The organism is Nodosilinea sp. LEGE 07298 (assembly GCF_015207265.1).
GTDB lineage: Bacteria > Cyanobacteriota > Cyanobacteriia > Phormidesmidales > Phormidesmidaceae > Nodosilinea.
The window spans coordinates 1-14,190 of record NZ_JADEXE010000176.1 but is presented as its reverse complement, the minus strand read 5'-3'; the positions used below and the strand labels follow the sequence as shown (position 1 = coordinate 14,190).

Annotated in this window: 13 protein-coding genes and 1 pseudogene; 7 read left to right on the top strand and 7 right to left on the bottom strand. The window is 52.1% G+C overall.

Annotated features, from left to right (window positions below; genetic code table 11):
* Positions 1-1,236, top strand: a 1,236-nt coding sequence (gene hpsP / locus IQ273_RS21165) for a hormogonium polysaccharide biosynthesis glycosyltransferase HpsP (RefSeq protein WP_228053497.1), incomplete at its 5' end; no start/stop codon positions are given.
* 157 nt (positions 1,237-1,393) lie between these two features.
* Positions 1,394-1,636, top strand: coding sequence for a DUF6761 family protein (locus tag IQ273_RS21160; RefSeq protein WP_194025147.1), 243 nt, complete (start codon positions 1,394-1,396; stop codon positions 1,634-1,636).
* A 69-nt stretch (positions 1,637-1,705) separates the two neighbouring features.
* On the opposite strand, the pseudogene IQ273_RS35910 reads toward IQ273_RS21160, so the two are convergent.
* Positions 1,706-1,920 (bottom strand): annotated as a pseudogene (locus tag IQ273_RS35910) (hypothetical protein); the annotation flags it as partial.
* A 357-nt stretch (positions 1,921-2,277) separates the two neighbouring features.
* A complete protein-coding gene (gene topA / locus IQ273_RS21155; protein WP_194025146.1) occupies positions 2,278-4,461 on the bottom strand; it encodes a type I DNA topoisomerase in 2,184 nt (727 codons plus the stop codon).
* A gap of 250 nt (positions 4,462-4,711) precedes the next feature.
* Between topA and IQ273_RS21150 the strand changes: the two genes are divergently transcribed.
* Positions 4,712-5,077 (top strand): hypothetical protein, encoded by a 366-nt coding sequence (locus tag IQ273_RS21150; protein ID WP_194025145.1) that lies wholly within the window; start codon positions 4,712-4,714, stop codon positions 5,075-5,077.
* Positions 5,078-5,194: 117 nt separating this feature from the next.
* Here IQ273_RS21150 and IQ273_RS21145 read toward each other — a convergent pair whose 3' ends face one another.
* On the bottom strand, positions 5,195-5,554 hold the full coding sequence (locus tag IQ273_RS21145; protein ID WP_194025144.1) for a hypothetical protein: 360 nt from the start codon (positions 5,552-5,554) through the stop codon (positions 5,195-5,197).
* A 102-nt stretch (positions 5,555-5,656) separates the two neighbouring features.
* Between IQ273_RS21145 and IQ273_RS21140 the strand changes: the two genes are divergently transcribed.
* Positions 5,657-5,893, top strand: a complete 237-nt coding sequence (locus IQ273_RS21140) for a helix-turn-helix transcriptional regulator (protein WP_194025143.1) — start codon at positions 5,657-5,659, stop codon at positions 5,891-5,893.
* Positions 5,894-5,923: 30 nt separating this feature from the next.
* Positions 5,924-6,061 carry a hypothetical protein gene (locus IQ273_RS21135; protein ID WP_194025142.1) on the top strand — a complete coding sequence of 46 codons (138 nt, stop codon included), beginning with the start codon at positions 5,924-5,926 and terminating at the stop codon, positions 6,059-6,061.
* Positions 6,062-6,223: 162 nt separating this feature from the next.
* Here IQ273_RS21135 and IQ273_RS21130 read toward each other — a convergent pair whose 3' ends face one another.
* The 4 genes from IQ273_RS21130 to IQ273_RS21115 all read right to left on the bottom strand — a co-directional run bounded on the left by IQ273_RS21130 (position 6,224) and on the right by IQ273_RS21115 (position 8,893).
* On the bottom strand, positions 6,224-6,637 hold the full coding sequence (locus tag IQ273_RS21130) for a hypothetical protein (RefSeq protein ID WP_194025141.1): 414 nt from the start codon (positions 6,635-6,637) through the stop codon (positions 6,224-6,226).
* Between the two features lie 102 nt (positions 6,638-6,739).
* Positions 6,740-7,756, bottom strand: coding sequence for a P-loop ATPase, Sll1717 family (locus IQ273_RS21125; protein WP_194025140.1), 1,017 nt, complete (start codon positions 7,754-7,756; stop codon positions 6,740-6,742).
* Positions 7,757-7,896: 140 nt separating this feature from the next.
* On the bottom strand, positions 7,897-8,295 hold the full coding sequence (locus tag IQ273_RS21120; protein ID WP_194025139.1) for a nucleotidyltransferase domain-containing protein: 399 nt from the start codon (positions 8,293-8,295) through the stop codon (positions 7,897-7,899).
* Between the two features lie 25 nt (positions 8,296-8,320).
* Positions 8,321-8,893, bottom strand: a complete 573-nt coding sequence (locus IQ273_RS21115; protein ID WP_228053494.1) for a hypothetical protein — start codon at positions 8,891-8,893, stop codon at positions 8,321-8,323.
* 1,244 nt (positions 8,894-10,137) lie between these two features.
* Between IQ273_RS21115 and IQ273_RS21110 the strand changes: the two genes are divergently transcribed.
* Both IQ273_RS21110 and IQ273_RS21105 read left to right on the top strand, forming a co-directional pair.
* Positions 10,138-10,968 (top strand): bacteriorhodopsin, encoded by an 831-nt coding sequence (locus IQ273_RS21110; protein WP_194025137.1) that lies wholly within the window; start codon positions 10,138-10,140, stop codon positions 10,966-10,968.
* Between the two features lie 743 nt (positions 10,969-11,711).
* Positions 11,712-14,190: PAS domain-containing protein (locus IQ273_RS21105; protein WP_194025136.1), on the top strand; the 2,479-nt coding region annotated here is incomplete at its 3' end.

Sequence of the window (14,190 nt, the reverse complement as noted above, 5' to 3'; positions counted from 1 at the left end):
CATCAAATGCGCATCCTCCAAATCATCCCCTCCATCTCCCTCGTCTACGGTGGCCCCAGCCAGATGGTGCGGGGTTTCGCTCAGGGGCTGGCGGCAGCAGGAGCCGAGGTCACTATTCTCACGACAAACTCCAATGGTGATGCAGGCCAGCCGTCCCTAGATGTACCCCTGGGGGTGCCCGTGCCGGAAGACAAGTACACGGTGCGCTACTTTAGCTGTTCGCCCTGGCGGCGGTATAAATTTTCGGTGGGGTTGCTGAGATGGCTCTATCAGCATGGTCACGAGTACGATCTGGCCCACATTCACGCGCTGTTTTCGCCCCTGAGTACGGCGGCGGCGACGGTGGCTCGGTGGCAGGAGTTACCCTACATCTTGCGGCCCCTGGGCACCCTCGACCCCGCCGATTTGCAGAAAAAAAAGCACCTCAAACAGATCTACGGTCGGCTGCTAGAAGCGCCCAATCTTGCCGGGGCGGCGGCGCTGCACTTTACCAGCCCCATTGAAGGGGAAGTGTCCCATCGATTTGGATCTACAGCACCGGATTGGGTGATTCCCCTAGGGGTCCAGCCTCCGCCTTCGGTACCAGATCCAGATTGTCAGAGGCTTTTAGCTCAGCTGGGGATTCCGACCAATCGCCCCTTCGTGCTCTACCTCTCTCGTCTCGACCCCAAAAAAGGGCTGGATTTGCTGCTGCCCGCCCTAGAGCAGGTGATGGCCCAGGGCACAGATTTTCAGCTGGTGTTGGCGGGCGGAAACCCCCAGGACCCAGCCTATGAGAGGGTGGTGGGCGATCGCATTCGCGCCTCTCCCCTGGGCGATCGCACCTCGCTGACTGGCTTTGTTACCGGCTCCACCAAAGCTGCCCTGCTGCAAGCCGCTGACCTATTTGTGCTGCCGTCCTACTACGAAAATTTTGGCATTGCTGTGGCTGAAGCAATGGCCGCTGGTGTACCCGTCGTGGTGTCTAAGGGGGTTTATATTTGGCCCGATATTGCTGCCAGTGGCAGCGGTTGGGTATGCGAGCTGAGCGTAGAGAGCGTGGCACTAGCCCTGGCGGAGGCTTTAGGAAATTCAGCCCAGCGACAGCTGCGGGGGCAGCAAGCCCAGCGGTACGCTAGGGAATACTACGATTGGGGCGCGATCGCTCAGCAAACCCTGGCCGCTTACGCAACTGTGCTGCCTCAGCCACCAGCCGGGGCTCAATCTCTATCCCCCAGGTGGCCTATATCTGGATAGTGTCATAATCCACACTTCCTGCCCATCAGGAAACGGTGTATAAAGATACGTATAACGGTACGTTAAGGAACCGATTAAATTTTTCACCCTTTAGTGGAAAATTTAAACATAGAGCGAGATCTACCCCTAGCCACTCAGCGTTACAGGTCAACCTCCCATGCTTCAGGATGCCAAAGCGATTCGGTACTACCAACGGATTACCGACGCCTTCGTCGACCAGTGGAACCGAGGCTATCGCACCAGCGACCTTCGCCTTTTTCTCGAAGGCTACCTGGCTGCTCTTCGCCACTCCGATGCCCTTGAACCCTACTGGGTGCATCGCCTTGAAGAAGACACAATCCGCTATCTCAATGACCCGTCAAATTTTGCTATCCCCATGCCCGAGCCCGAAATTTATTAAGCCATAAGCTGGAATCGGTCCGGTTTGGCTCAGCAAAACTAGAACCCGCTGCCCTGCAGACGTCCTCGGTTAGCGGTGTTGGTAAAAGGGCACCTGGGGCTGTATCGAGTGCAAGATTTGCGACAGAAACTTTTTAGTGCGCTCTTCTTTGGGGCTGAAGAAGTGATCAGGCGTGGTATCGGCCACTAAACGACCCTCGGCCAGAAAAATAATGCGATCGACTACCTCGCAGGCAACCCCACCTCATGGGTGACACACCCCATCGTCATGCCTGAATTGGCCAGTCAGCTAACTGTTCCTGACACCTGGCACCCAGCACCCTGGTTGACTGATAAAACTCTTGAAACCTTTATCCTGATGTAGGTTGGATTAGCGTTAGCGCAACCCAATAAAACCGTTACTGGTGTTGGGTTTCGTTTTGCTCAACGCCAACCTACGTCAGAAGTTTTGTCAGTCAATCAGCCCAGCACATTTCCCCCCCTAGCGACGCCGTCCTAGGGATGCGCTTCAAAATAAAGTACTAGCTAGAGTAGCTACTCCGTAATGGATTCCCGCCCCACGCCTTCGCGGGGACAAGCTCTGATCGGGAATGACGTTGGGGCTCTATTAATTTTCGAGTCCCTTATTTCTGCCAGCCAGTACTAGATATGAGGCTCTGGTAATTTCAGGGTGCCAAATTTGGGTGACCAAAACTCTCCCCGGCTCTGAAAAAAAGCCACTTCTTTACACTTGCCGCGCCGATTTTCGAGTAGCGAGCAGCGCAACATGACTTTGTCTTGTCCGTCTTTGGTGTAGGCGTAGCGCTCAAGCAGGGCACCACAGACCGGGCACGGACTATCGGTGAATTGAGCCGGTTGGGTCGCCTGACGCTGGGCCTGAGGCAGTTCGTAGCGCTTGGCCCTGGCATTCCAAAACATCACGGTGCCGCAGCCTGGGCCAGAGCATTTGAGAAAGTGTTTAGTTTTAAGCTTTTTGGAGCGCGAGGGCACTTTGTTCATCGCCTCCCCACAGGTGGGGCACTTTGTTTTTGTCAGTTTTGCATTGGCTGGCACTGAGGGAACAGTGGGCTGACTAGTCGCAGACGGCGGCTTTTCGGCAAAGGTCGGCAGGGAGAGCAGCTGAGATTTGGCTTTAGTGATCGCAGGTTCAAAATACCCGCGATGCCAGCCGATCAGGTAAGCTTGCCACTCTTGTTCGCCAGCTGCGATCGCATCTAGCGCCGTTTCCATCTGGGCGGTAAACTCAGGCTGAATTAAGTCTGGCAGCAGTTTTTCCAAGGCTCCGTCTAGCTCCAGACCCAGCGCCGTTGGCTGCAGCTTACCCTGGTGCAAACCCACGTATTCTCGCTGCCGCAGGGTTTTGATGGTTGGGGCGTAGGTACTGGGGCGGCCAATGCCCTTTTGCTCCATCAGTTTCACGAGCTTGGGTTCGCTGTAGCGCGGCGGCGGTTGAGTTTGCTTGGCGTCGGCTTGGGCCTGCTCTAGCTGCAGCGGTTGCCCCTGGGCCAGGGCAGGCAGTACAGAGTCGGCGCTGAGGTTATTCCAGTAGCGGGTATAGCCTGCGAACTCTAGCACCTGCCCTCGGGCCTCCCAGTAAGCGTCGCCTGATTGGGTGACAATGCGAGTCTTTTGCAAGCGAGCCGGAGCACACTGCGAGGCCACCGCCCGATTCCAGATCAGATCGTAGAGGCGAGCCTGCTCGGCGGAGAGGTCACGCTGCAGCGTCTGAGGTAGATGGTTTACATCGGTGGGGCGAATCGCTTCGTGGGCTTCTTGAGATCCTTTCACCGCCCGGTGCTGGGTGGTTTTGCGCGGCACATTCTGGGGGTCGTGCTGCTGCAGGTACTGGCGCACCGATTCCCGAAAGGGGGCAGAGAGGATGACGGAATCGGTACGCATGTAGGTGATGTGCCCCTTTTCGTAGAGCGCCTGGGCCACCTTCATGGTGTGCTCGGGGCTGAAGTGGAGCTTGGAGCCTGCCGCTTGCTGCAGCGTTGAGGTGACAAAGGGGGCGGGCGGTGACTGGGTGGCTTGCTTACCCTCAATTTGCAAGACTTGGTGGGGATGGGTTTGGGCGATCGCCACCAGTTGATCGGCTCGCTCCTGAGAAGTCACCCGTTCAGACTCTTTCTCGGCTCCCTTCTCAAGCCCTTTCTCGTCGGTCTCCGCAGCCGACTTGCGCTGCGGCTTAGGGCTGCTGCGGTAGAAGGCTTTGAACCCCTCGCGGTAGCTCACCCAAACGCTCCAATAGTCTTGAGGCGTAAAGGCTTGAATCTCACGCTCGCGCTTGCAGAGCAAATGCAGGGCCGCACTCTGGACTCGACCCATCGATTTTGCCCCGTTATGCAACGGCCACACCACGTGGCGACTGCCGGTATAGCCGACCAGTTTGTCGAGGCAGTCGCGGGCGCGACCGGCATCGACCAGGTTTTGGTCCAGGGTGCGAGGACGCGCGATCGCGGCTCTTACCGCCTGAGGCGTAATTTCGCTGTAGACTACCCGCTGGGGATGGCGCAGATTGAGGGCCTGCTGTAGGTGCCAGCCAATGGTTTCTCCTTCGCGATCGGGGTCGGTGGCAATATAGACGCGATCGGCCTTTTTAACCGCCTGGCGCAGGTCAGCGAGCACCTTTTTAGCCCGATCGTCGCGGGGCTGATAGCGGCAGTCGATTGCAGTTGCGCCCAGCTCAAAGCCCAGGGCGTCTACGCCGTCGTTGGCCAACTCACGAATATGCCCCATACTGGCCTTGATAATCCAGTCTGGCCCCAAAATTTGCCCCAGCTTTTTCAGCTTGCCAGGGCTTTCAATCAACAGCAGGCTTGGCATCGCCACCTCATCTTGACCCTTAGGCTTAATAGTACACTTGAACCTAAAGTTTTGCGCATAGCGATGGTCGTTCAGCTATTTTCAAACGAATACGGGTTAGGTCTGTGGGGCTGGCCGTGCTCACCCTCGTCGTTACTGCAAAATATATCGCCGGATGGAACAGGTCGTACCGCTCGCGTCGGTAGGCTAAAGCCACAGCAGCGATCGCCCTGGTGGGGTTATCGCTCAGTCAAGACTATGAGATTTTCCTATGACGCTATTTTCCTGGTTCCACTGCGATCGCATGGGACAACGCTTGCTAATGATCGGGCTAGCCTGTTTGCTCAGCCTGACCAGCGTTCTAACCATTACCGTACAGCCCAGCCTGGCCCAAATTCCCTTCGACTCGAAAGAAGCCCACGGACAAACCAAGGATCAGCTCACGGGTCGCGCCCAGGGTGAACCCTTGAGTGCCGAAGAACGGCTCGATCGCGCCTACAACATGAGTGAAGCGACAGGCATACGGGAAGAAATGCGCCAGGCCGAAGGCAAGTTTGACCCCGAAGAAGACAATGAAAGCCTGGTCGAAAAGGCCACCGATACCGTCAAGCGCGTCACGGGCAGTTCGAGTCAATAGAACTAAAGCTGCATCGCCAACTGCAAATTGGCTACCAATGAATCAATGATTGGCAGCCAGTTTTTTTACTGAATACAAATTGGGCACCGCCCAGCATTGTAACCACCCCACCACTCCCTATTCTATCGGCATGTATTTCACCAGCGCTTTCATGACTTCGCCAGGCTGGAACTGGAGCGGCCTATCAGCATTGGGAGCGCTGAGAAAGTCTGTCCACTCAAAGATTTCGGCAAAGCCGAGTTGGTGAAGGGCGACGACGATAGAGCCAACAGAACGTTTGCTGCCGATGACGAGTATCTTGACGGGTTCGCGGTCTGAGTTGGGGTAGCTGTAGAGCTTGGGAGTGAGTTCGAGGTGAACTTGGCCAGAATTGGTTTGCTTTGAGCTTGTAGCAGAGTCAGGGGTGATGATGCGGGCACTGTAGCGGGCATTAGAAAAGGGATCTTGCCCTGAGCCTGTCGCAGAGTGATTTTGCATGGCATGTCAACCGAAACGATGACTAACATCATAGTCAACAAATTAGTTGTCGTCAACTGATCAGTCGTTTACGGACCTGTACTGGTCTGACAACATGAAGACATGGGAAAAGCAGGACAGGTGCTCAGGCAAGTGCTTGAGGAGTTTGAGGTGAGCCAACACAGCCTTGCGGCGGCTCTCGATATTGAGCGCAACAGCGTCTACCGATGGGCAAATGAAAAGAGCGATCCGTCAGGCGAAACGATTGTAGACATTGTTAGAGCATTGAAAACGCTACACCCTTTGGCAGCTAAGGCTTTCGTAGAGCGCTACCTAGGTGAAGAAATCAAAGACCTGTAGGGCCGACACTGGGATGCACCCCAATTTGATATGGCAATTGTTGTTTTGCAGACCAATTCAACTCGATTGGCTGACCGCAAATCGTTAGTTCCAAATATTCTGAAGGTTTTGCCAGAAGCGCCAAAAGGCGCAGCAACGCTAGTGAATTCACTGGGGCGTAAGGGTTGAGTTGTGGTCAATACTTACCCTAAGCGCTTACTTTTTACAATAGTCCGGACACTTTTTCGGGCAAGCGCTGAAACCCTTGATTCCTCGTTGCCTAGACCACTGTTAAAGAGGGCTAAAACCCGCATTCCACCGTTCCTATCAAAAACTGTCCGGAGTGTTTTTTTACTGCCAAGGATTTTCTTCCTTGAATTGAAAGCTCCCTATTGGAATACGGTGCAGCATTGGGTGAAACATAAATTTTGTATCTCCTGTAACCTGAGGCATTTCATCAAATTCAAATACATAAATGTCTTTTTGCTTTGATCGAACACCTAAAATTCCTAACCGATACAAAATGCTAACTATTTCAGCTGGGTCATCGTCATTAGGAAAATACGATCTTACCCAGATTAATTTAGAATACAAACTCTCTTCCTCTGACGAAGCAGTCAGAATCCTTTCTTTAGCTTCTAGTAAAATATTTTTGACATCTTTTGGGGTCAATGAGCCCAGATCATGCTCCCTGATAGCAATTTTTACCAATAGGGTTGTAAGATTCTTCAAGTTTGGATATTCATGCTTCCATTCATCTTCCAAAGCTTGCAATCTATTGATTGAATAAATAGACTCCGCTGAAGTTACTTGATCGATAGAGATTTTATCTACTCCTGCCCGATAAGCTTCGGAAATTGCGTACTTTCAAAATGCCAAAAGATCACGAGGTCTAAACAGAGTTCTTTCGATCATATAATCTACAGGGTGTATAGATCCTACTTCGCACGAGAAAAAACTATCGAAACCTTCACTTTTGGTGACTTCAGTGTATCTTATCAAGCGTAGCAAAAGCATTTCCTTTAAATTTGGCTTTGTCCACTGCAGGGGCAAAATATTATTTTCATATTTTTCTCTTTGAGGTAAATCTAAACCATCTAAAATATTAGTTCTTAAGGCTATTAAAGGTTTGACACGATCTCGATATGCATAACTTTTCATGATTTCAAACAGCCCACGAAGCAATAGCTGCTGGTCTTCATCTTTTGGATCCCAACCTAGATCTAAGTCATCAAAAAAGAGGTACAGCTTACTGCCGCCAACTACATCCCAAAATCCTTTTTCGTGAAAATCTTCAGCCTCTTTGATTAAATCCCTCATTATTTCGTATGACGAATTTCCCTTGGGTTGCCCAGAAATGGAAAAGCCCTTTATAGATAGATTCACCTCTTTTACCAAGCTGATGATGACATCAAATAATGTTTGCTCATCTCGAGCTAGCTGATTTGCTCTTTTCAGGAATTTGTAAGCACGAAGCTTATCTCCAAACAAAAATTCATTTCGCTTCATAGGGCCGCCATGCCCATACTTTTGACGTAGAACGGCAACCATTATGACATAGTTCCAGATCAGTTTATAAAGAATATGCTGTAATCCCTTCGCTTGCTTCAATTCGTGAAATTCCTGTGTTTGAACTATTGCGTCCAAATAGCTTTTCCCGGGTCGAATAAAAGCGCAAATAAAGCGATTGTCCGCTTCAAGCGTTTCGTTTATATGAGATAGAATAGCTGACTTTCCTGACCCAGTCCGTCCTAAAACGATATATCTGTGATCATCAATGTTGCGGGCTGCACAATATTCGTTCGTATCACCTAAAAAATAGTCACTCAGATTGGGATCATTTTCTGCCGAAAAATCACCTAAAGAAATATCCTTAAATGCCATTGTTTTAAATCCTTGCTTAATATCCAGTCTGTAGGGTAGGCACTGCTAGCCCTACCTCTCTTTAGAACATTTCTCAGTAGCCTTTTGCACATGGAAGCCAAAAATCTCATCTGCAAAAACCTCACGATCCAGCACTACAGTCAAGGCTTGCAGGTCGCGGTGTGCTGCTTGTAAGAGGGTGGCAGCCTCTTCAAGAAAGATCGCTCATAGAGCACCTTGCCTTTTGCGATCACCCTCACAATTATATGGTTGCGGCTATGCTGCCATTTAGTCTCCTCCTCAGTGCTAAGCATCAACACATCCACCGATATGCCAAACGGGCTTAACGCCTTCCAAACCTTAGTAGGCTCCTTACGGCGGCTACGATTTAACCCCAAAGGCTCGGCTTCTACAATCAAAAAATCGATATCTGAATCTGGCTGATTTAGCCCTTTAGCCCTCGAACCAAACAGCACAATCTGCTCCGGGGCCACCGACCGCAAAATGGCCTCCGTGATCTGCTCCAGCAGCTCTGGCGTCAGTAAGGGAAGGGCTACCATGCTCATAGTTTAGCCACTATCCCGCCTAGCCGACCCAAGAAACATCATCTGGCTTGGGCGCAGTTGGCGCTTCAGCTGGTGACTCTGCAACCGGTTTTGGCTGGCTAGGTTGCGACTGAGCACCCTGCGGTGTTGACCGCGCCTGATTGGCTTGGCTCATGCGATCGCCATTATTCGACTGCCTCCGCTTGATGAAAGCAGAAGACGCAGACTCCTCCGGTGCCAGCGATCGCAGAAACCAATCTAGCGTCTCTTGCGAAAGCCATCCGCGCAAAACTGCCAGCGCCCCAATTCTCAGCCCTGCCTGCTGCTGCTCCTTTAGCAGAGTTTCTACTTGTTGCGAGTCCAACAGCCCTGCCTGCTGAAAGTAATACCCAATCGGGTTATCCCGACCGCCCGTGGCGAGCTTCGGCCACTGTTCAGCGAAAAACTCAATGGCGTCGCGCTTGACCCACCCGCGCAGCTCAAGAATGTCGCCGATTCTCAGATCAGGCTGCCACTGTTGATCTTGAAGCACCACATCAAGCTGCGCCTGGGAGAGCAACCCTGCCCGCCGCAACATTTCTCCGAGGGGTCTGGTTTTGTTCGGGGCTGGCATAGCTAAGCGGTAAAGGCAAACAACACTCTGTCTGAGAGAGTACCTCCATTCTACCGTTACCCAAAAACCGTGAGCCATCTGCCAGGCAGATTCAACTATTTTTTATGGAACTCATCTTGATCAACAGGCCAAAAATCAAGGCAGTCTTTTGCATCTATTTTGCTCGCCTTTTGGGGATGAACGGTGCACTTAAGGTACGGGTTTTTGTTAAAAAATCGACACTTTGAACAAGGGGTTGAATAAAGACAATGAGGCGTACTATCTAAGCCATGTTTAACCTTTGCGGATGCCTGGAGCCGTTTGATCACGAAGAATGATAGTGCAAAGACCGATAAACCTAAGGCTGTTAAGACTCCGCCAGGGCCATCGTCTTGGGTGGGCGGCTTTACCTGTGTTTCTGCCCTTCCTCGGGCAGGTACCTGAGTTAGGAGATGGTTGGGAGAGCTTTGACTGTCAAAATATCCTGTGGCATGAGTGGAATGAGGAAATGTCTTCTGGGCTTTCATGGGGCTTGCTTAGTTCATTAAAACTAGGCTCTAACGGCTAAATCTACATCTGCAAAGATGGATTGATTGGCCCAGGCTGGGCCGCTTACTCCGCCCGATGTGCCCGATAGTACAGGTCATCGCAGATACTCCGGTGCGGCGTGTCAATACCACTTTTAGGGTGGAGCAATAGGGCTATCTATGAGCCCCCTCTTTAGGACAGATCTACAGTGCGATCGTCTCTTCCTTTTGTAGGAGATGAGCTATGGCAGCGTCTGTGCTCCTTGTGATAGATGCCTGCCAGCAAACTTATAATCCATCGCGACAATCCTCGTTCGACTTGAACCTGGAGTGCCTCTCTTGCTAAGGTCTTCTCCCCAAGGAGAGGAATTTAGCATCTCTTTGCTAGCTCCCATTGCCCCTGAAGAGAGGGTTGACAGGACTGGGGACCAGCTTTCAGGAACAAGGGACTTATGTCAAAAGCTGTAGGGCGCATTCTGTAATACAAAATGCGTCGATAGCCCCAATTCTCCATGGAAGCTCGATGGAATAAGACGCGTATATAAACTTATGTAAGCCTTTTGAGAGATGTTCGCGTAGGAATCAAAAGATAGAACGGATCTATTGCGTTCGGCGTATTGCGTTCTACGCCGAACGGATATCAATCGGGAATTGTTTATCTTCCTCACCCTGGCTGGTAAGCAGGCTAGATGTATTCATTTCCTGACAATTTTGCAGATAGAAAATCAAGGCAATAATATGGAAACAATGGAGAATCTGCTGGAGTATACTTCAGTGCAGTGGGTGGTGGTGACAGCGGTTTTAACCTTTGGGGTTGCCGCTATGGCGGCCGGTTTGGTCTACTTTCTGTCTACCCGCGATCGCATTGCCTCGCACTACCGCCTTAGCTCTACTCTGTCAGCGGTAGTTATGGTGTCAGCCTTCCTAGAGCTAGGGCTGCTGCTGGTTAACTGGCGCACCGCATTTGAATTCAATGGGGCAATGTGGGTCAGCGGCAGTTCGACCTTTACCAACGCCTTTCGCTACATGAATTGGTCGATTGACGTTCCCGTCTTGCTAACTCAAATTCTGGTAGTTTTTGGCTTTACGGGAAAACAGTTCACAGATCCCTGGGTTAAGTTTGTGATTGCTGGCCTGCTGATGATCTGGACTGGCTTTATCGGGCAGTTCTATGAATCCGCTGGAATAGTCTATGAAGGCATCAGCATTGCTCCTTTTTGGATTTGGGGCATCATCAGTACTCTGTTCTTTTTCTACATTCTCTATCTTGTGCCTAAGGTGATTAGCCGAGGCAACCGTAACCTGTCTGAAGATGCGGCAGGGATGATGAACTCTGTCCGCAATTTACTGATTGTTTCCTGGTGGCTATATGTTGTGGCCTATCTGATGCCGGTGATTTCGTTTACCGCCTGGGGTGTGGTGGCTCGCACCATCATTTACACCGTTGCAGATGTGACATCTAAGGTCATCTATGGGGTCATGCTAGGTCGTGTGGCGCGTCTTCGTAGTGAAGCAGAGGGATATATTCAAGATCCCTTACAGGGACAGCTGCATACTGTGGAACGATAGCTTCGAAAAACTAAGTGAAAAATGGCAGCTTAATCTTTCTGCCGAGCGACGAAGGTTCAGAGTGACACCGATAGCGTAGAGCTGAGGTTCAAACTAATACTGCATTTATCGCTGATGCCGGTATGGACAAATCAACGCAGGATTTTGAAACAGAGTTATGACAAATGCGAGTTTATCTATTTTTGACACCACCCTTCAAAAGACGACTACTTGGGTGAATGATCTGGCTGAAAAGCTGGGATGGGACAATCGTCATAAAACATGTCACTGAGGGCGAAGTCAAAGATGTCGTCCACAGCTTTCCGAGCGAGCTAAAAGAGCTTTGGCCCGAAGCGGTGCAGGCTTGATAACGCCGTGCTTCTTGTTTTGCAAGCAGGGCGACGACATTGTTGGTCGACGACATTGTTGGTCAATGACTCTAGCGGCAAGAACTCTAGCGGTAAGGCGAAGTCTGGCGCTTTAGCCAATTCATGACAATTTCTATCGTTCGGTGGATTTAAAGCAGCGAGGCTTGCTCTACGCTTTTAATGTTCGTGGGAAAAACTAGAAAACCAATAGAGCCATCTTAGGCTTCACGTTGCCTTGCACATGCTGGTAAGATCAAACTTCATTTCGACCGGATCTTGCACCCATTTTTTGCAGGGGCAATGCCTTTATCTTCAATTTCTGGCCGGACAGTCCTTCGCCTTTAGCGTTACCACGGTAGTATTTGCTGGCCAAGCGGCTTTGGGCCGATGTGGCAGATGGTGAGAGCTTGCCGCGCGATTGTGATCGTTGGGGCTTTGTCAGGCGAGGGGCAAGGTGACCTTGGTGAAACGTATTTACCTCCAGATGCCAGCATTGCCTATGAGGTGATGTCCAAGCAGCATCCCCACCGCATTTTGGAGCAATGTCAGTCTCAACCGATTGATGTTGTTGTGTTAGCGCTTGAGACAGCTGAGCCTAGCGAGCTGAAGTTGCTTGATAGGTTAAGGCAGCTGGGGGATGGCTGCCCCCCGATCGTGGTGGTGGGGGATGAGGTAACAACTCTCATCGTTAAGGCCTTTAAGCTGGGGGCGGCTGACTATCTGGTGAAAGGCCAGTTTACGCCCGAAGAGCTAGCGCTGGCTGTACAAGACGTGTCGGCCTTTGGTCGAACGTTGTCCGTCGCGCCAGCCCAACCCCAGCGATCGCGCCTCCCCCACCACAACCCTGGGCCTGTTGCCTCACCCAAGGGCAACATCGCCGCGCCCAGCCCATCGGACTTCAGCCAGCCCAGCGCCAGCTTAGAAGACGACCGATACAATGGCTTAGCCGAAGCCCTGCCCCAGATGGTTTGGGCGGCGGATGCGACCGGAACCATCGACTACTGGAATCAGCGCTGGTACGACTACACCGGGCTGAGCGCCGCTGAGTCGCTGCGCTGGCAAGAGGTAGACGTGCTGCACCCCGCCGATCGCGATCGCGTTCTTCAAGCCTGGCATCTCGCGATCGCCCACGGCGAACCGTTTGAAATTACCCACCGAGTTCGGTGCTACGACGGCACCTACCACTGGTTTCTCAATCGCGCTATCCCCACCTGCGACAGCCAAAACCAAATGACCGGCTGGACAGGCACCCTGACCAATATCGATCGCCAAAAGCAGCTAGAAGAGCGTTCTCAGCTGATTATGCAGGCTGTCAACGGGCTGGTGTTTGACTGGGATTTGAGCGCCAACAGCCTCTACCGTTCTGAGCAACTCCAGCAGCTGGTTGGCGTTCACCCCGAGGCTGCCCCGCCCACTGCCGATTGGTGGCGCGATCGCATTCACCCTGAAGATATGGCTCGTATGCAGCCCCAGATTGAGCGAATATTTGCCAGTTCTAGCGGGCTTTACGAAAGTGAATACCGGGTGCGCCACGCCAATGGCCGCTGGGTTGACGTTCGGGAGCGCAGTTGTTTAGTGCGTAACCCGCAGGGGCAGGTGGTGCGGGTCGTCGGCTCTACGGTTGATATTAGCGCCCGTAAACATGTCGAAGCCGAACGCAAACGCGCCGAAGCCGCCCTTGCCGACAACGAGTCTAGGCTACAGAGTTTTGTTAACGCCAATATCGTCGGCATTCTCTATGGCGATGCCGACGGCTACATTTATAAAGCCAACGACGAGCTGTTAAGAATTATCGGCTACAGTCGAGCCGAACTAGAGGCCCGCCAAATACACTGGGCTGCAATTACGCCACCCGAATGCCTGCCGATAGATGAGTACGGCATTGCCGAATCGCGCCAAAAAGGGGCATGCACCCCCTACGAAAAAGAATACATACGCAAAGATGGCAGCCGGGTGCCGGTGCTCATTGGCTACAGCCAGGTAGGCGAAGCCAATGAAGAAACCATTGCCTTTGTGCTCGATTTAAGCGCCCTCAAAGCCGCCGAAGCCGAGAGAGAACAGCTGCTGCGCCGAGAACAGCTAGCCCGAGCAGACGCTGAGCGGGCCAACCGAGTCAAAGATGAATTTTTGACCATTCTGTCCCACGAATTGAGAACGCCTCTCAACCCTATTTTAGGCTGGGCCAAACTGCTGCAAACCCGTAATCTGGGCGAGGCCAAAACGGCTCTAGCCCTCTCCACCATTGAGCGCAACGCCAAACTACAGGCCCAGCTCGTCGACGACCTGCTCGACGTTGCTAAAATTCTGCGGGGCAAGCTGAAGCTGGAAACCGCTCCTATCTATCTCAATACCGTGATTGCAGCGGCGATCGAAACGGTTAAACCGGCAGCCACAGCAAAATCTATTGCCCTACATTTTGCGTCTAAAGGGGCCGACTACCCGCCGAGCGATCGCTCAATACCTGAAGACCAGCAGCTGATCTCTCAAGTAGCTGGCGATAAAAGTCGGCTTCAGCAAATTGTCTGGAATTTGCTCTCCAATGCGGTTAAGTTTACCCCCGATGGTGGACAGGTAGAGGTTGAGCTTAAGCAACGCGATCGCCAGGTTCAAATCATCGTCAAAGACACCGGCAAAGGCATCAAGCCCGAATTTTTACCCCTGCTGTTTGAATCATTTCGCCAGGAAGATCTCTCGATCACCCGTCAGCATGGCGGTCTAGGCCTGGGCTTATCAATTGTTCGGTACCTAGTCGAGGCCCACGGCGGCACGATCACGGCCGATAGCCCCGGTGAAGGGTTAGGCGCTACCTTCATTGTTAGCCTGCCGGTGCTCAAGACCCAAGTGGGGGCTGACCCATCGGCCGCAGCCCCCACCC